The sequence below is a fragment of the Mesorhizobium sp. P2_A8 genome (genome assembly GCF_056404935.1).
The window spans coordinates 410,154-427,055 of record NZ_JBFUDB010000001.1; the positions used below are offsets into that span (position 1 = coordinate 410,154).

A 16,902-nucleotide genomic window follows, 5' to 3' on the forward strand; every position below is an offset into this window, starting at 1 on the left:
TTAACAAAGTCGGAAGGAGTTGCTTAACCGTTCCCGGCTATATCATGGCCGGGGGGTCTGACAAAGTGAGTATGATGAGCAACAGCCCCGAGAAGCGCAACGAATGGCGCACCATCTTTTACGTGCAAGCCCGCGTTGCCATCCTGTTCGTGCCGGTTGTCGCCAGCCTGCTGCTCATCGCCGCACTTGCCGGCAACGAACGCAAATCCGTTCCCGGCACGGTCGACCCGACCGTCACCGGCTCCGTGCGATAAGCGCATACCCGTCGGCTGTTCTCCTCTCGGGAGAGCGCTTTCTTCTGGCTGGGAACCCCACGCAGCGTCGAACATTGTGTTCCAGGCATGGAGGACATGATGACGAGAGCCCTCGACGTGAACGACAACACCGCGGAAAATCCAAAGCGCCCGCCGCAGCAACAGACCGGCGACCTAAAGAAAAAGAAGGTTGAAGGAATAGCCTTCCAGGTAAACGACAACAGCGTGGAGAACCAGGAGCCCGCGCCGGCATCGCCGAAGCGAGACTGATCGCGCGATCACCCTGGCTGCCTCCTCAATAAAAGCGCGGGATCGGACCGTTCTGTGGCGTGGTGCGGTCGCCGAGATCCAAGAAGACCTCGTCGATGTAGCACCAACCCCAGCCTTCCGGCGGATCGTAGCCCTCGATGATGGGATGGTGGGTCGCGTGAAAATGCTTGGTGGCATGACGGTTGGGCGAGTCGTCGCAGCAGCCGACATGGCCGCAGGTGCGGCAGAGCCGCAGATGCACCCATTGCGAACCGCTCTTCAGGCATTCCTCGCAGCCGAAGGCGCTCGGCGTCACGTCCTTGATATCAGCCGCATGCCTGCATTCATCCGCCATCACACTCTCCCGATCCGTTCCGGCGTAACGGCGTGGCTGCCGTCTTGCGCGAGATAGGCGTGCAACGCCGCAACCACCTGGGCACCTTCGCCGACAGCCGCCGCAACGCGCTTGACCGAGCCGGCGCGGACGTCGCCTATGGCAAACACCCCGCTGCGGCTCGTCTCCATCACACCATGCGCCGATCCTAGGTCCGATCCGGTGCGGACGAAACCCTTGGCGTCCAGCGCCACGTCGCAGTTCGCCAGCCAGTCCGTATTCGGATCGGCGCCGATGAACAGAAAGAGATGGCGGATCGGGCGCGTCGTTTCCGCACCGTTGGCGCGGTTGCGCCACCGCACGGAGCCGAGATTGCCCTCGTCGCCCTCCAGCGCCTCGACCTCGGTTCCGGTCAGCACCTCGATGTTCGGCTGCGCCTTGATGCGCTCGACCAGATAGCGCGACATGCTGGCATCGAGGCTGCCGCCGCGCGCCAGCAGTGCCACCTTGCGCACATGGCTGGCCAGGTAGACAGCCGCCTGTCCAGCCGAATTGCCGGCGCCGACCAATGCCACTTCCTGGCCCGCGCAAAGCCGCGCTTCGATCGGCGAGGCCCAATAATGCACACATGTACCCTCGAACTGCGCCAGATTGGCGACATCGAGGCGACGATAGCGCGCGCCGCTGGCGATCACCACGGTGCGTGTCCGCACGGTCTCGCCGTCGCCGACATCAAGCGTGTAACGGGCGCCGTCGGTCGCGGCGCTCAGCAGCTTCGCCTCGTCCGGTATCACCATTTCGACGCCGAATTTCTGCGCCTGGTTGTAGGCGCGCGCCATCAGCGCCATGCCCGAAATGCCGGTCGGGAAGCCGAGATAGTTCTCGATACGCGAGGAGGCGCCGGCCTGTCCGCCGAATGCGCGGCAATCAAGCACGATCGTCGACAGCCCTTCGGAAGCCGCATAGACGGCCGCCGCCAGCCCGGCCGGTCCAGCGCCGACGATGGCGACGTCGTATAATTTGTCGGCATCGATCGGCCGCAGCAGGCCGATGCAGCGGGCGAGGTCCTTCTCGCCGGGATTGAGCAAAAGCCGGCCGTTCGGACACAGCACGATCGGCAGATGGTGAGGGTCGACATCGAAGCGCTCGACCAGGGTTTTGGCGCAAGGATCGCTGTTGGAATCAAGCACCCGGTGCGGCTGACCGCTGCGAGCCAGGAAACCCTGCAGCCGCAACACGTCGGCATTGTCGACGGGTCCGATGATGATCGGCCCGCTGGTGGCGCTCTCCAGCAGCCCGACACGGCGCAGGATCAGCGCGCGCATGATGCGCTCGCCGAGATTGGCTTCCTGCACCATCAGGTCGCGCAGCCTCTGCGAGGCGATGACGAACGCCTCCACAGGCTCGGCGGCCTGCGCATTCACCAGCGAGGGCCGGGCCGAAAGCTGGGCCAGTTCGCCGACGAAGCTGCCCGGACCATGGGTGACGATCGTTTCGCGCCGGCCGAGACCGCCGTCCTGGATGATGTCGACCTTGCCCGACAGCACGACGATCAAACCGGGCGCCACATCGCCGGCCGTGACGATGTGCTCGCCGGCGGCATAGAAGCTGGCCTCGCCGAACCGCCGCATGCGATCGATGTCGGCTTCAGCCAGCGTGGGAAACGCCTGATCGCGACGCGCGCCGAAGATCGGATTGCTGGTTTGAGACATGGTTTCGACCGTACCGAAGCGGCTGCAGAGTTTGAAGCGGTTTGTTCAGCGCCTGGCCGGGAGGCGAGGTGGCGGCAAAGAAAAAGCCCGGACAAGCCGGGCTTTTTCTTTGAGGTTTCTGAACCATCGAAAGGTTCGAAACGGGAATTTGGTGCCCAGAAGAGGACTCGAACCTCCACTCCTTGCGGAACACGGACCTGAACCGTGCGCGTCTACCAATTCCGCCATCTGGGCTGGTGCGGGCTCATGTAAGCGGGCAAGCGATGTGTGTCAACGCGCTTTTTTCAAAGCGTTTGCTGCTTGCCGGCTCAGCTCTCCAGGACTTCCTTGGAAGCCACCGTGGAATCGGCGTTGAGCGTGTAGATGACCGGCACGCCTGTGCCGAGCTCCAGCTTGACGATCTCCTCGCCGGACTTGCCGTCCAGCGCCATGATCAGCGCGCGCAGCGAGTTGCCGTGCGCGGCGACCAGCACGGTGCCACCGCGCAGCACGTGCGGCTGCAGGTCGTGCAGGTAGTAGGGCCAGACGCGCGCGCCGGTGTCCTTCAGGCTTTCGCCGGCGGGCGGCGGCACGTCGTAGGAGCGGCGCCAGACATGCACCTGCTCCTCGCCCCATTTCTTGCGCGCGTCGTCCTTGTTGAGGCCGGAGAGATCGCCATAGTCACGCTCGTTCAGCGCCTGGTCGCGGATGGTTGTCAGATCGCTCTGGCCGACGGCGTCGAGAATGTGCTGGCAGGTCTTTTGCGCCCGGACCAGCGCCGAGGTGAAGGCGATGTCGAATTTCAGGCCGCGCGCCCTGAGTTTCTGGCCGGCGGCCTTGGCCTCGGCGTGGCCCTGCTCGGTCAGGTCGACATCGCGCCAGCCGGTGAACAGGTTCTTCAGGTTCCATTCGCTCTGGCCGTGGCGCACGAGCACAAGGGTTCTCGACATGTTTGCTCCCTTCAAGAGCAATTCCAGGAAAAGTGTGAAGCGGTTTTCCGTCCGGAATTGCGTTAAAACAAGGTGTGGATTGGCCGCTCAGCTAAGGCCGAGCACATCCCGCATCGAATACAGTCCCGGCTTGCGGCCGCGCGCCCACAGCGCGGCCTTGACCGCGCCGCGGGCGAAGATGGCGCGGTCCTCGGCATGGTGGGCCAGCGTGATGCGCTCGCCGGTGCCGGCCAGCATCACGCTGTGATCGCCGACCACCGAGCCGCCGCGCAGCGTGGCGAAGCCGATCGAGCCGGTCTTGCGCACGCCGGTGTGGCCGTCGCGGACGCGCACATCGTTGCCTTCAAGCGGGATGCCGCGCCCGGCGGCGGCGGCCTCGCCGAGCAGCAGCGCCGTGCCCGACGGCGCGTCGACCTTGTGCTTGTGGTGCATTTCGAGGATCTCGATGTCGAAATCGTCGGCGTCGAGCGCACGCGCCGCCTGTTCGACCAGCACCGCGAGAAGATTGACGCCGAGGCTCATGTTGCCGGACTTGACGATCGCCGCATGGCGCGCCGCCGCTGCGATTTTCTCATTGTCGTCGGCCGAGCATCCCGTCGTGCCGATGACATGGGCGATGCGCGCCTGCGCCGCATAGCCGGCGAATTCGACACTCGAGGCCGGCGTGGTGAAATCGAGCACGCCGTCGGCTTTGGCGAAGACCGGCAACGGATCATCGCTGATTGGCACGTCGATGCGGCCGACACCGGCAAGTTCGCCGGCATCCTTGCCAAGATAGGGCGAGCCCGCACGCTCGACGGCGCCGATGACCCGCGCGCCAGGAATGGTGTGGATGGCGCGGATCAGAGTCTGGCCCATGCGGCCGGCAGCGCCCACCACCACCAGGCCCATCTCGGTTGCGGACGTATCGCTCATGTTGTGCTCCCGGCGATGCTCTGCGTCTCGATGCCTTGGACTGGGCCCTGAACTGGGCCTCGCGCCGAAGTCTGGATCGGCGCGCTGTCGTCGACAAGCCCCAGGCCCTTGACGCCCTGTATGCGGTGGAAGCGCGCATAGACGCTGTGCGGATCGGCCATCAGCGAGGCATGCGTGCCCTCTTCGACCAGCCGGCCCTGCTCCATGACGATGATGTGATCGGCATTGACCACCGTCGACAGCCGGTGCGCGATGACGATGGTGGTGCGCCCTTCCATGACCTGGGTGAGCGCCTGCTGGACACGGGCTTCGGCCTCGTTGTCGAGCGCCGATGTCGCCTCGTCGAGCAAAAGGATCGGCGCCTGCCTCACGATGGCACGCGCGATCGACACGCGCTGGCGTTGGCCGCCTGACAGCGTCACGCCGTTCTCGCCGACCGCGGTGTCATAACCCTGCGGCTGCTGGCGGATGAAATCGTCGGCCGCGGCCTGTTGCGCGGCACGCTCGATCTCGGCATCGGTGGCGCCCAGCCGGCCGTAGCGGATGTTGTCGCGGATGGTGCCTTCAAACAAATAGGGCTGCTGCGAGACATAGGCGATGGAGCCGCGCAGCGACTGTTTGGTGATCTTCGAGATGTCCTGGCCGTCGATCTCAATGCTGCCCGCCTCGACGTCGTAGAAGCGCTGCAGCAGCGCTACCAGCGTCGTCTTGCCGGCACCCGAAGCGCCGACGATGGCGGTCACCTTGCCGGCGGCGGCGACGAAACTCAGGTCCTGCAGGACCGGCGCTTCCTCGACATAGCGGAAGGACACGTTGTTGAAACGCACTTCGCCGGAGGTGAATTTCGCCTCGGCGGCTCCGGACACATCACCCTGCTGCGGCTCGATGTCGAGAAGCTCGTAGATCATGCGCGCATTGACCAGCGCGCGTTCCATGCCGACCTGCATGCGTGCCAGTCGGCGAGCCGGATCATAGGCCAGCGTCAGCGCCGTGATGAAGGAAAAGACCGCGCCCGGCGGCTGGCCGAGAACGGTGGCCCGATAGCCGGAATAGGCGATGACGCTGGCGAACGCGATGCCGGCCAGAAGTTCGGAAATCGGCGTCAACCGCTCGGACACGCGGGCGATCTTGTTCGATCGCTGTTCCGCATCGTCGGCGAGCTTGCTGATCCGGCGCGACAGCTCGTCCTCCATGGTGAAGGCCTTGACGATGGCGATGCCCTGGGTGGCCTCCTGCATGGCGCCGATCAGCCGCGAGTTGATCTGCACCGATTCCCGCGTGATGCGCCGCACCCGGCGCATCAGGTAGGTGACGGTCCAGATCAGCGGCGGCCCGATCAGCAGCGAGCTCAAGGAGAGTATGGGATCCTGGTAGATCATGACGCCGACCAGGCCGATCAGCGAGACGGCGTCGCGCGCGGTCGAGGTCACCGTCATCGACAGCAGGTCGCGAATGCCGTTGACGTTCTCGTTGACCTGCGCCGCAAGCCGGCCGGACCGGGTGTCGTTGAAGAAGCTGACGCCGAGCTTCATCAGGTGGTTGAAGATGCGCTGCTGGTAGCGCGCCACCAGATTGTTGCCGATCCTGGCCATCGTCACCGCCTGGCCGTAGCCGGCAAGGCCGCGCAGAATGAAAGCGCCGAGCAATGCGGCACAGATCCATGGGATCAGATCGCCGCGGCGTTCGTAGAAGATCTGATTGACGACCGGGCTCATGATCCAGGCGGCGAGGGCCGTCGTCGCCGACACGGTCAGCAGGCAGAGGATCGTGAAAATGTACGCGCCTCGGTAGTCGCGGCCATTTTCCTCGAGGATGCGGCGGATGACCGCCACGATCTCGCCCGCACGGGGTCTCGACGAATTAGGGGGTGGAAGTGTCAAATCGGGCGCTTCACAGGTTTCCGCTTCCCGCGGCCGGGCAATTCGGCACTCCTCTTAGCGCCAAGCGGCCGGCTTGCCTATGCCTTGGGATGACTAACTTCGTCGCGCCAGCGGCGGCCCTCGGTCTGGACCCCGAACAGCGACGGGTTGCGGGCGTAGGCGGCAAGGCCCAAAAGCGCTGCCAGCGGGTGGGTGATGACATAGACCGGCATGGTGCGCATCAGCGCGCTGTGCGGCGCCTTGTCCTCGAAGGCGGCGCGGAAATTGCCGGCCTTCAGCGCCGGCACGATCTTCTGCGCGATGCCGCCGGTGAGGAACACGCCGCCGCGGCTCATGAACACCAAGGCAAGATCGCCGGCGGTGCGCCCGAGGCAGGTGACGAAGGTCTCCAGCGCTTCTTCCGCGACCGGATCGGTCTTGGCCAGTGCCGCACCGGTGATCTCGGCCGGCGTGGAGAAGGGGGCGGGCTTACCATCCGCCTTGGCCACCGCCCGGTAGACGTTGACGAGGCCGCGTCCACACAGGATCTGCTCGCCCGAAATGCGGCCCTCGAGCTTCTCGATATGCGGGAAAACCTCGAAATCGCGCGGCGTGCGTGGGCCGATATCCATATGGCCGCCCTCGCCGGGCACCGGGATCCAGTGGGCAAGCGCATAGACCAGCCCGGCGACGCCGAGCCCGGTTCCCGGACCCAGCACCACGCGCCCGGCATTGGGTTCCGGCGTGCCGCCGCCGATCTTTTCCATGTGCTCTTCGCCGAGCGCGACGACGGCCAGCGCCTGCGCCTCGAAATCGTTGAGCACGACGATGTCGCTCAAGCCGAGGCTGGCGAACATCTGCCTGGGCTTGACGACCCACGGGCAGTTGGTGAGCTGGATCTCGTCGCTGTCGACTGGGCCGGCCACCGCCAGCACCGCCGAATTGGGCCGGATCGAGGAGCGGTCGAGCACGGCCGCCTGGATTGCCTCGTCGATGGTGTTGTAATTGGCGGTCTGGACGATCTGCGGCTCAGTCGCTTCCGAATTCGAGTCGAGCACGATCGAAAAGCGCGCATTGGTGCCGCCAATGTCGCCGATCAGGACCGGAAACCGCAACAAAGTATCGTCATCGCCCGTGCTTGGCATGCTCTCATCCGTTCCCCGGCGCCCCCGACGGCGTCTCGCCGTTCACCCGTTGACTAGCGCATGAGTTTGAAAAGGGAAATCGCTTTTCGAGACCAGCGGCGCGCAGGAACGGGTTCTGCGGCCAAACGGCCACTATTTCGCAAAACCGCACGCTAAACCGGTTCAACCCTGGTTAAACACCACGGCGGTCAGTTTCCCGGTCGTGGCCGCGGCAGCGGGATGCCGATCTCGGGGGTCGCGGTGAAAGCGTTCACCGAGGTTGGCAAGCCGGCCGCTCCACTGGCCGTGCTGGCGGGCAGCGAAGGTGCTTCGGGCTCGGGCGCCGCGACCGCGACCGGCACACCGCCGCCATGATAGGTCGCGGCCTCGGCGGACGCCGGTCCCGGCGCGTCGAGCACGGCGCGGCATTCCTTCGGCAGGTTCGCCATCGTCATCAGGTCGCGCGCCTTGGGCGCATCCGGGTTCTTGTTGGGCCGCCACGGCTCCTGCGTGAACCACCAGGCGAGCGGCTTGCCGCAGCCGTCATCGGCCGGCGTTGCTTCCTGGGCCTTGCAGTCGGGCGAGCCCGGCTGACAGCCGATGCGCATGTGGAAATGATAGTCGTGGCCCCAGAACGGCCGGATCTTGCGCAGCCAGTCGCGGTCGCCCTTGACGGTGTCGCAGAGCTTTTTCTTGATGCCCGGATTGACCAGGATGCGTTCGACTTGCGGGTAGCTCGCCGCCCGCTGCAGAAGCCGCGTATGCGCCGGCGTCCACAGCGCATCCTTCACCAGATGGGTCTTCTCGTCGACCATCAAGGTGGCGCTTTTGGTTTCGCGTTGAGCCATCGACAGTGGAGAGCTGGGCATCGGCGTCAGCCAGATGTCGGCGTCGAGGCCGATCTGGTGGGAGGCATGGCCTGTCATCATCGGGCCGCCACGCGGCTGCGAAATGTCGCCGATCAGCAAGCCGGGCCAGCCATCGGCCGCGGCGTCGCGCGACAGTCTCTCGATCACGGCGATCATCGCCGGGTGGCCCCAGCGGCGGTTGCGTGACGGCCGCATCACCTCCCAGGTCGGGCCATCCATCGGGATGGCGACGCCGCCGGCAAAACAGCCTCTTGAATAGAAGCCGATCGACTGCGCGGCTGTTGCCGCCGGCAGTTTCTTGGCGCCGAACAGGTCTTTTGCGCGCTCTTCGGCCGTTGCCGGCTGCACGGCGAGGCTGGTCAGGGCGAGCAGACCAAGTGCTGCCGCCAGCAATGATTTCTTGCCAAGAGATGGCCGCATCGCTGTCTTCATGAACCCGGATCCCCCACCGCAATTCCAAGACCGAATCATAACACGCAACGCGCGGCGCTTCGATGATTAGCGCTTCATCGGGCTGCGCGCTTCGCCGTCGCGCCAGTCGCCGCTTGCCCACATATGGTCGAAAGCGGCGCGGTAGTCCGAAAAGCGCAGGGAATAGCCCGCCACCTTGATCGCCGCATTGGCGACGCGCTTGTTCTCGCCATAGAAGGATCGCGCCATGGGCGAAAGTTGGGCGGCGTCGAAGGGAATTTCGGGCGGCGGTGTGACACCCATCAGCGAAGCGGCATAGGCGACGACATCCTGCGGCGGCGCCGGCAGGTCGTCGGTGACGTTGAAGATGCCGCCGGTATTGCGGTCGATAAGCTGCCACAGCGCGCCCGCGATATCGTCGCAATGGATGCGGTTGAACACCTGGTCCGGCTTGACCAGCCGCCTGGCGGTGCCGTTTTCCAGATTGACCAGCGCGTTGCGGCCGGGGCCATAAATGCCGGACAGCCGCAGGATCGCCGCCGGCCGGCCGATCTCCCGGCCCAATTCCAGCCAGTCCTGTTCGGCCGCCACTCGCATCACCGAGCGCTTCGACACGGGCCGGCACTCGGCCGTTTCATCGACCCATGCGCCATCATAATTGCCGTAGACGCCGACCGTAGAGAGATAGCCGATCCATTCGAGCGCCGGCATCCGGGTCACGATCGCGGCGCGGGCGGCATTCAGCACGGGATCACCGGCCTCTTCCGGGGCGACCGAAATCACCAGATGCGTGGTTTTTCCCAGCGCCTCGCCGATTTCACCGGTCAGTGCGCCGTCGAACAGCAGCGGCGCGATGCCGGCCTGCGGCAGCGCCTCGAACTTCTCCGGCGAACGCGTCGTGCCAAAGATCCTGGCGGCATCTTTGCTGGCTCGGGCAAAAGCCTTGCCGGAATAGCCGGCGCCGAAGATGAAGATCTGCTTTTCGCTCATGCATGTGCCCTGGTTGCCAGCGCCAGACGCCATTCGTCGCGCACCGCCGCATCGTTCTCGGTTTTCAGGCCGGCAACGGCCCGTTCGGAATATTCGGCATCGGGCACAAGCCGCGCCAGCGCCCATATTGCCGCGCCCCGCACCAGCGGCGAGGCGTCGTCCAGCAGTGCACGCACTGCACCGGCAAGCACGGCATCGCCGGAATTGCCCGCGGCGATCAGCACGTTGCGGACGAAACGGTCGCGGCCAATGCGTTTTATCGGCGAACCGGAGAAGAAGGTGCGGAAGGCTGCGTCGTCGAGATGCAGCAATTCGGCGAGCGGCGGCTCGCGCAATTCGTCACGTGCGGCGAGCTTTGCCTCGGAAGCCGCCCGGGCGAACTTATTCCACGGGCATGCGGCGAGGCAGTCGTCGCAGCCATAGATGCGGTTGCCGATCTTCTCGCGGAATTCATGTGGGATCGGCCCCTTGTTCTCGATGGTCAGATAGGAAATACAGCGCCGCGCATCGAGCCGGTAGGGTGCCGGGAAAGCGTCGGTGGGGCAGACGTCGAGACAGGCGCGGCAGGAACCGCAATGGTCGATCTCGGCCCGGTCGGGCAGGAGTTCGGCTGTGGTGAAGATGGTGCCCAGGAACAGCCAGGAGCCATGCTCGCGGCTGACCAGATTGGTGTGCTTGCCCTGCCAGCCGAGCCCGGCGGCCTCGGCCAGCGGCTTTTCCATCACCGGTGCGGTGTCGACAAACACCTTCACGTCGCCGCCGGCGCGCGCCACAAGCTTGCCGGCGATTTCCTTGAGCCGGCCCTTCATCACCTCGTGATAGTCGCGGTTCTGCGCATAGGCGGAGATCGCGCCGCGGTCGCGCTTGGCCAGCACCCCGCGCGGATCTTGGTCGGGGCCGTAATTCATCGCCAGCACGATGATCGAGCGCACCTGCGGCCACAGCGCGGTTGGTTCGCTGCGGCGTTCGAGCGTCTCGGCGATCCAGTCCATCGAACCGTGAAACCCGTCGGCGACAAATTCGGCCAGGCGCGCCGGCGCCAGCGGGATCGCATCGGGGGTGGTGACGGCGACGGCATCGAAGCCGGCACGATGCGCCTCTGCGTCGATCAGCGCGCGCAGTTTCGCGGCGTCAGAAGTCGAGGTCCGCATAATGCGACACCGGCGACAGGCCGCGCACCCGGTCGGTCAAGAGCGGCCGGAAGGAGGGCCGCGACTTCACCCGCGTGTACCATTCGCGCGCGGCGGCGTGTTCGCGCCAGTCGATCTCGCCGAGATAATCGAGCACCGACAGCGTCGCGGCGGCCGCGAGGTCGGCATAGGTGACCCTGCTGCCAGCCAGCCAATGGCGGGTGCCTGCCAGCCAGTTGGTGTATTTCATGTGCTGGCGGATGTTGGCGCGCGCGGCGCGGATCGCGCCCGAATCGGGCGAGCCACCGCCTGCCGTTTCCGGCATGACCGGCTTCAGCACCCGTTCGCGCACCAGATGACGGGTGACTTCGCTTTCGGCCTTGTTGAGATACCAGTCGATCAGCCGGCGGATTTCGGCGCGCTGCATCGGATCCTCTGCGAACAGCCGCTTGTCACGCTTCAAGACGCCGCGCGTCTCATCGAGATATTCGGCGATGACGGTTGCGCCGACGATCGGCACGTCGCCTTCGGCCAGCAGAATCGGCAGCGTGCCGGCCGGGTTCAGCGCCAGGAACTCCTTGCGCCGCGTCCACGGCTTTTCCTCGATCAGGGCCAACTCCTCGCCATACTCGCCGAAAGCGAGGCGGACGAAGCGACAGGTGGCGAACATGGGATGATGGAAAAGCGTCAGCATGGTTCCGCGATGATAAAGCGCACTGGCGAATCGCCGGTCGCACCGGTAAGTCTTGGCCGCCCGGTCTGCGGGCCGTCAGGTGTTGCGACCTATAGGGGGACTTGCAGGCCATGACAAGCAAGCCGTTCTGTTAGCCGTCACGCGAATGCCGAGGTAGCCATGGAAAGCCAGACCATCGTCGAAGCCCTGCTGCTCGGCCTGCTGGAGGGGCTGACCGAGTTCATACCGGTTTCGTCGACCGGCCACATCCTGCTCGCCGGGCATTTCCTCGGCTTCCATTCGACAGGCAAGGCCTTCGAAATCCTGATCCAGCTCGGCGCGATCCTGGCGATTCTCAGCGTCTATTTCCGCCGGCTGTGGCAAATGCTGCTCGACCTGCCGCATGACCGGCTGACGCGGCACTTCGTCATCGGCATCCTCATCGCCTTCCTGCCAGCGGCCCTCATCGGCGCGCTGGCGCATGATTTCATCAAGACGGTGCTGTTCGAATCGCCAAGGCTGATCTGCATTATGCTGATCATCGGCGGCGTCGTGCTGCTGGCGGTGGACCGCATGAACCTCAAGCCGGTCTACCGCGACGTCGAGCGGTTCCCGACCCGGCTTTACCTGCAGATTGGGCTTTTCCAGTGCCTGTCGCTGATCCCCGGCACGTCTCGCTCGGGATCGACGATCGTCGGGGCGCTGCTTCTGGGCGTCGACAAACGCGCGGCGGCGGAATTCTCCTTCTTCCTCGCCATCCCGACAATGGTCGGTGCCTTCGCTTTCGACCTGTTCAAGAACCGCAACGTTCTGAGCAGCGCCGATCTGCCGATCATCGCCATCGGCTTCGTCGCCGCCTTCGTCACGGCGCTCATCGTCGTGCGCTTCCTGCTCGGTTACGTCTCGCGCAACGGCTACTCGCTGTTCGGTTGGTGGCGGCTGGTGGTTGGCGGCGTCGGGCTGGTGGCGCTAATGATTTGGGGGTGAGCTGTCGTCCGCGAAGCGGACTGAAAGCCAATTGCTTGGTTTTCCGAACGACGAACGCCCTGCGCCAGGCGAAGGGCGAGCAACGGTTCTCCCCTAATTCCTTCCATAAAACGCGTTCTCGATGTGCACCGGCCAGCGCCAGGGCAGCACCGCGACCATGTCGAAGCGCATTGACAGTTTGCCATAGTCGGACTGGCGCGACAGCCAGATGTCGGCAGCCGCTTCGATGCGGCGCTCCGATTCATGGCCGATCGCCTCCATGGCCTCGATCAGCGTGCGGCGCGCCTTGACCTCGACGAACAGCACCAGGTCGCCGCGCCGGGCGATCAGATCGATCTCGCCGAAGCGGGTGCGATGACGGCGCGCGAGAATCCGGTAGCCCTTCAGCATCAGCGCTGCCGCCGCCAGCCATTCGCCGCGATGGCCGCGCCGATAGGCCTTCTGGCGACTGGCGCTGGGCCGCTCAGCCACCGTCGCCTTCCGCGATGGGGTCTTCGGCGGCATCCCTGAGCTCCAGCAGCCGCCGATAGAGCGCCTGTTTCTGGCCGCCGGTCATTTTCGCGGCTTCCGCCGCCGCCTTGGAGGCAGGCATTTCTGCGGCGAGCGACAACAACAGGCGGTCGATGTCGGCCGGCTCGTCGGCCTTGGCCTCGGCGGGGCCGATGCAGACGACGATCTCGCCCTTCGGCGTATCGGCCGCCGCATAGTGGTCGGCCAGCACCTGCAGCGTGCCGGTGCGCATCTCCTCGAAAGTCTTGGTCAATTCCCTGCCAATCGCAGCTTTGCGCTCGCCGCCAAGCGCTTCGACCATGGCGCCGAGGGACTCGGCCAGCCGGCGCGGCGATTCAAAGAAGATCAACGTCGCCGGCACGGCTTTCAACGCTTCCAGCCGCGTCAGCCGCTGCCCGGTCTTGACCGGCAGGAAGCCGGCGAACAGGAACGCATCGGAAGGCAGGCCGGACGCCGTCAGCGCCGCGAGTGGCGCCGACGGACCAGGGATCGGTACGACGCGAATGCCATGATCGATCGCCTCGCCGACCAGCCGGTAGCCAGGATCGGACACCAACGGCGTGCCGGCATCGGAAATCAGCGCCACGCTCTGTCCAGATTGAAGTGCCGCGATCAGTTTCGGCCCGGCCTCGCCGGCATTGTGCTCGTGATAGGCCGTGGTGCGGCGGCGAATGCCGTAACGGTCGAGCAGCACGCGTGAAACCCGCGTGTCCTCACAAGCGACGATGTCGGCGGCGGCCAGCGTTTCCAGCGCGCGCAGCGTGATGTCGGCGAGATTGCCGATCGGGGTCGCCACCAGGTAGAGCGCCGGCTCGAGCGGGCGGGCCGCGATCTCGGTCTGCCCGACCACATAGCTGCGCTTGGCTGTCTCGCCGGTCACTGATGCCTTCTCCGTTCAGCCCTGTTTGGCACGGCTCACGCCCGGTTGCAAAAGCGTGGATCGATGTGAGATTCCGCCATTCCTTTGCCACAGTGGGGAACGAAACCGGGTTCGGCAGATTTAGCTCCTGATTCCGGAGGAGGACAGGATGGACACCCTGACGATACAGGACGCTTTCGAGCCCTACTATGCCGGCCGCAAGCGCGTTGCCAAGCCTAGGGACAGGCGCCTGGCTGCCAAACCCGAGAGCACCCCGGGCCAAGAGCCTGCCGCGCGCACTTTACCCGCGAGCGTAGAACTTTCCGAAACCGACAGCACGACGGAGCACTGACCGGACGATGCCCAATCGCTTCGATATCTTCATCACCCGTCTTGAAACGAAAAACGCCCGCAACGGCGTACCGCTAGCCCCGATAGGCGACCAGCACCGCCCCCGCCGCGATAAGGGCGACGCCAAGCCAGTTCGCTCCGGAGAGTCGCTCGCCGAGAAAGATCGCGCCAAACACCGCCACAAGCACGACGCTTAGCTTGTCGATCGGCGCCACCTGCGCCGCATTGCCGATCTTCAGGGCGCGGAAGTAGCAAAGCCACGAGGCTCCGGTGGCCAGACCGGACAGGCCGAGGAAAAGCCAGGTCTTTCCAGAGATCGTAGCCGGTGATTGGAACTGGCCGCTGGCCAGCAGGATGGCACCGAGCACGACGAGGATTATCATCGTGCGGATGAAGGTGGCGAAATCCGAATTGATGTTTTCGATGCCGACCTTGGCGAAGATCGCCGTAAGCGCTGCGAAAGCCGCCGACAACAGTGCCCAGAATTGCCAGGAGGAAACGGTCAGGTTCATTCGGTGGCCTCGCGGATGACGTCTCAACCGAGATATCGCGAAACGCGTGTTTCCAGAAGGCGAATCAGAACCGGGTCCATGAATTCATAGTCGTCCGGTATGTCGAGGCAGATGACCCGGGCGTTCTTCAGGCTGGCCTTGAATTTCTTCTGCAGCTTGGCGCGGTGCGCCTTTTCCATGACGAAGATGATGTCGGCCCAGGCGACGAGTCCATGCGTCAACGGCGTGTCGGCATCGTGGTTGGTTCCGGCCGACGCGACCTCGACATCCCTGCGCTTGGAAAACACCTGCTCGGCGGTCGGGCTGCGCAAGCGGTTCTGGCTGCAGACGAAGAGGACGTTTTTCAAGGACCGAACATGATCTTGTCCGAAAACCGGGACCCACTTTTCGGGATCATGCTTCAGCGCGCCAGATCCGCCACCACGGCGTCGAGCACGATCATGCCGGTCGGCGTGGCGCGGAGCCGAGCGTTGCCGATCGGCGCCACCAGCCCCTCGCCCTGCAGCACCGATAGTCGCGCGCTCGACAGAGCGCGTCCGGAAAACGCCTCGTAGCGCGAGAGGTCGATGCCTTCGGCCAGCCGCAGGCCCATCAGCAGGAATTCGTCGGCCTCTTCCGAGCGCGTCAGGATCTCGCCGCCGGTGACGCCATGGCCCTTGGCCTCGACCAGATTGGCCCAGGTTTCCGGCATCCGTTCGGCGATCGTGACCGTGCGGCGCCCGTTTTCGACGAAGCGGCCATGCGCGCCCGGCCCGACGCCGACATATTCACCATAGCGCCAGTAGGTCAGATTGTGCCGGCTCTCGGCGCCCGGCCGGGCGTGGTTGGAAATCTCGTAGGCCGGTAGTCCGTGCGCCGATGTGATCTCCTGTGTCAGCGCATAGAGGTCGGCGGCGGCGTCGTTGTCGGGAATGATGAATTTCTTCGCCGCATGCAGGGCGTGGAAGGGCGTCCCCTCCTCGATGGTCAGCTGGTAGAGCGACAGATGATCGGCGGCATGGCTGATCGCCTGTTCGAGCTCGGCCTGCCAGGCGTCGGGCGTCTGGCCGGGCCGGGCATAGATCAGGTCGAAGGACAGGCGCGGAAAGATTTCTCGCGCCAGACCGATCGCATGAAGCGCTTCTTCGACATTGTGCAGCCGGCCGAGGAAACGCAAATCCCCATCGTTCAGTGCCTGCACGCCGAGCGACACGCGATTGACCCCTGCAGCCCGGTAGCCGCGAAAACGTTCGGCCTCGACTGAGGACGGATTGGCCTCCAGCGTCACCTCGATGCCATCAGGCACCGTCCAGTTCTTCGCCACGGCGTCCAAAACCCTGGCCACGGTTTCCGGCTTCATCAGCGACGGTGTGCCGCCGCCGAGAAAAATGCTGGTCACCTCACGCGGCCCGGTACGCTCGCGCATTGTCGCAAGCTCGGCCTCGAAAGCGGCGGCGAAGCGGTCCTGGTCGACCGGCTGGTGGCGGACGTGGCTGTTGAAGTCGCAATAGGGGCATTTGGCCGCGCAGAACGGCCAATGGACGTAGACGCCAAAGCCGGGCGCCCGGTCAAGCAGCATGCTCATACCGAGCCCGATCTGGCCAGATCCAATCGCGCCTGGGCGAATTTCTGGAATGCGCGGGCGCGGTGCGACAGCGCGGTCGGCTGGCCGGGTTTCCAGCCGTGCTTTTCCTCGGCGCTCATCTCGCCAAAGGTCTTGTCGAAGCCGTTGGGCAAAAACACCGGGTCGTAGCCGAAGCCGAGTTCGCCGCGCGGCGGCCAGACCAGCGTGCCTTCGGCCTCGCCGCGATAATATTCGGCGTCACCGTCGGGAAAGGCCAGGCAGATCACGGCGACAAAGCGCCCCGTGCGCTGTTCCGGCAAGGCGGCGCCGACTTCCTGCAGTGCCACTTCGGTGCGCTGCATGGCCATGCCGAAATCACGCGAACCGTCCGGGGTTTCGGCCCAGTTGGCGGTGTAGACGCCGGGCGCGCCGTCGAGCGCGTCGACGCACAGGCCGGAATCATCCGACAGCGCCGGCAGGCCGGTCGCCTGGGCAGCGGCGAGCGCCTTGATGTAGGCGTTCTCCTCGAAGGTGGTGCCGGTCTCGTCCGGTTCCGGCAGGCCATAGTCCTTGGCCGACTTCGCTTCGAAGCCGAACGGCCCCATCAGATCGGCGAATTCGCGCAGCTTGCCGGCATTGTGGCTGGCGACGACGATCTTTTTTCCGTCAAGCGAGTGAATGGTTGGCGAAT

19 protein-coding genes and 1 tRNA gene are annotated in these 16,902 nt (G+C 65.1%); 3 read left to right on the forward strand and 17 right to left on the reverse strand.

Annotated features, from left to right (window positions below; genetic code table 11):
* Positions 1 to 74 precede the first annotated feature (74 nt).
* Positions 75 to 254 carry a hypothetical protein gene (locus tag AC1D10_RS01965; RefSeq protein WP_477268647.1) on the forward strand — a complete coding sequence of 60 codons (180 nt, stop codon included), beginning with the start codon at positions 75 to 77 and terminating at the stop codon, positions 252 to 254.
* A 99-nt stretch (positions 255 to 353) separates the two neighbouring features.
* Entirely contained in the window at positions 354 to 524 is a 171-nt protein-coding gene (locus AC1D10_RS01970) for a hypothetical protein (protein ID WP_477268649.1), read from the forward strand.
* Between the two features lie 25 nt (positions 525 to 549).
* Here the strand turns inward: AC1D10_RS01970 and AC1D10_RS01975 are convergent, their stop codons facing one another.
* From AC1D10_RS01975 to AC1D10_RS02025, 11 genes are all read right to left on the reverse strand, one after another.
* A complete protein-coding gene (locus AC1D10_RS01975; protein ID WP_477268651.1) occupies positions 550 to 858 on the reverse strand; it encodes a UBP-type zinc finger domain-containing protein in 309 nt (102 codons plus the stop codon).
* On the reverse strand, positions 858 to 2,549 hold the full coding sequence (locus tag AC1D10_RS01980) for an FAD-dependent oxidoreductase (RefSeq protein WP_477268653.1): 1,692 nt from the start codon (positions 2,547 to 2,549) through the stop codon (positions 858 to 860). Before AC1D10_RS01980 ends, AC1D10_RS01975 begins: the two co-directional genes overlap by 1 nt.
* A 149-nt stretch (positions 2,550 to 2,698) precedes the next feature.
* Positions 2,699 to 2,783: transfer RNA gene (locus tag AC1D10_RS01985), tRNA-Leu, on the reverse strand.
* A 74-nt stretch (positions 2,784 to 2,857) separates the two neighbouring features.
* A complete protein-coding gene (locus tag AC1D10_RS01990) occupies positions 2,858 to 3,478 on the reverse strand; it encodes a 2,3-bisphosphoglycerate-dependent phosphoglycerate mutase (protein WP_477268655.1) in 621 nt (206 codons plus the stop codon).
* 87 nt (positions 3,479 to 3,565) lie between these two features.
* A complete protein-coding gene (gene dapB / locus AC1D10_RS01995) occupies positions 3,566 to 4,393 on the reverse strand; it encodes a 4-hydroxy-tetrahydrodipicolinate reductase (RefSeq protein WP_477268657.1) in 828 nt (275 codons plus the stop codon).
* Positions 4,390 to 6,273 carry an ABC transporter ATP-binding protein gene (locus tag AC1D10_RS02000; protein WP_477268659.1) on the reverse strand — a complete coding sequence of 628 codons (1,884 nt, stop codon included), beginning with the start codon at positions 6,271 to 6,273 and terminating at the stop codon, positions 4,390 to 4,392. The genes dapB and AC1D10_RS02000 overlap by 4 nt, the downstream gene beginning before the upstream one ends.
* Before the next feature lie 77 nt (positions 6,274 to 6,350).
* A complete protein-coding gene (locus AC1D10_RS02005; protein WP_477268661.1) occupies positions 6,351 to 7,397 on the reverse strand; it encodes a glucokinase in 1,047 nt (348 codons plus the stop codon).
* Between the two features lie 188 nt (positions 7,398 to 7,585).
* Positions 7,586 to 8,677, reverse strand: coding sequence for a penicillin-insensitive murein endopeptidase (gene mepA / locus AC1D10_RS02010; RefSeq protein WP_477268663.1), 1,092 nt, complete (start codon positions 8,675 to 8,677; stop codon positions 7,586 to 7,588).
* 66 nt (positions 8,678 to 8,743) lie between these two features.
* Positions 8,744 to 9,646: an SDR family oxidoreductase gene (locus tag AC1D10_RS02015; RefSeq protein WP_477268665.1), complete on the reverse strand. Its 903-nt coding sequence runs from the start codon at positions 9,644 to 9,646 to the stop codon at positions 8,744 to 8,746.
* Positions 9,643 to 10,797 carry a tRNA epoxyqueuosine(34) reductase QueG gene (queG, locus tag AC1D10_RS02020; RefSeq protein WP_477268667.1) on the reverse strand — a complete coding sequence of 385 codons (1,155 nt, stop codon included), beginning with the start codon at positions 10,795 to 10,797 and terminating at the stop codon, positions 9,643 to 9,645. The genes AC1D10_RS02015 and queG overlap by 4 nt, the downstream gene beginning before the upstream one ends.
* A complete protein-coding gene (locus AC1D10_RS02025) occupies positions 10,778 to 11,470 on the reverse strand; it encodes a glutathione S-transferase family protein (RefSeq protein ID WP_111545347.1) in 693 nt (230 codons plus the stop codon). Before AC1D10_RS02025 ends, queG begins: the two co-directional genes overlap by 20 nt.
* A 159-nt stretch (positions 11,471 to 11,629) precedes the next feature.
* Here AC1D10_RS02025 and AC1D10_RS02030 point away from each other — a divergent pair, with 159 nt between their 5' ends.
* Positions 11,630 to 12,436, forward strand: coding sequence for an undecaprenyl-diphosphate phosphatase (locus AC1D10_RS02030; protein WP_477268669.1), 807 nt, complete (start codon positions 11,630 to 11,632; stop codon positions 12,434 to 12,436).
* A 93-nt stretch (positions 12,437 to 12,529) separates the two neighbouring features.
* Here the strand turns inward: AC1D10_RS02030 and AC1D10_RS02035 are convergent, their stop codons facing one another.
* From AC1D10_RS02035 to rdgB, 6 genes are all read right to left on the reverse strand, one after another.
* A complete protein-coding gene (locus AC1D10_RS02035) occupies positions 12,530 to 12,907 on the reverse strand; it encodes a YraN family protein (protein ID WP_477268671.1) in 378 nt (125 codons plus the stop codon).
* Positions 12,900 to 13,826, reverse strand: a complete 927-nt coding sequence (gene rsmI / locus AC1D10_RS02040) for a 16S rRNA (cytidine(1402)-2'-O)-methyltransferase (protein WP_477268673.1) — start codon at positions 13,824 to 13,826, stop codon at positions 12,900 to 12,902. Before rsmI ends, AC1D10_RS02035 begins: the two co-directional genes overlap by 8 nt.
* Positions 13,827 to 14,230: 404 nt before the next feature.
* Entirely contained in the window at positions 14,231 to 14,668 is a 438-nt protein-coding gene (locus AC1D10_RS02045; RefSeq protein ID WP_477268674.1) for an EamA family transporter, read from the reverse strand.
* A gap of 23 nt (positions 14,669 to 14,691) precedes the next feature.
* Complete coding sequence (locus AC1D10_RS02050; protein WP_477268675.1) at positions 14,692 to 15,015, reverse strand: low molecular weight protein tyrosine phosphatase family protein; 324 nt, start codon at positions 15,013 to 15,015, stop codon at positions 14,692 to 14,694.
* A gap of 53 nt (positions 15,016 to 15,068) precedes the next feature.
* Positions 15,069 to 16,232, reverse strand: a complete 1,164-nt coding sequence (hemW, locus tag AC1D10_RS02055; protein WP_477268676.1) for a radical SAM family heme chaperone HemW — start codon at positions 16,230 to 16,232, stop codon at positions 15,069 to 15,071.
* Positions 16,229 to 16,891 carry an RdgB/HAM1 family non-canonical purine NTP pyrophosphatase gene (rdgB, locus tag AC1D10_RS02060; protein ID WP_477269810.1) on the reverse strand — a complete coding sequence of 221 codons (663 nt, stop codon included), beginning with the start codon at positions 16,889 to 16,891 and terminating at the stop codon, positions 16,229 to 16,231. Before rdgB ends, hemW begins: the two co-directional genes overlap by 4 nt.
* Positions 16,892 to 16,902 lie beyond the last annotated feature (11 nt).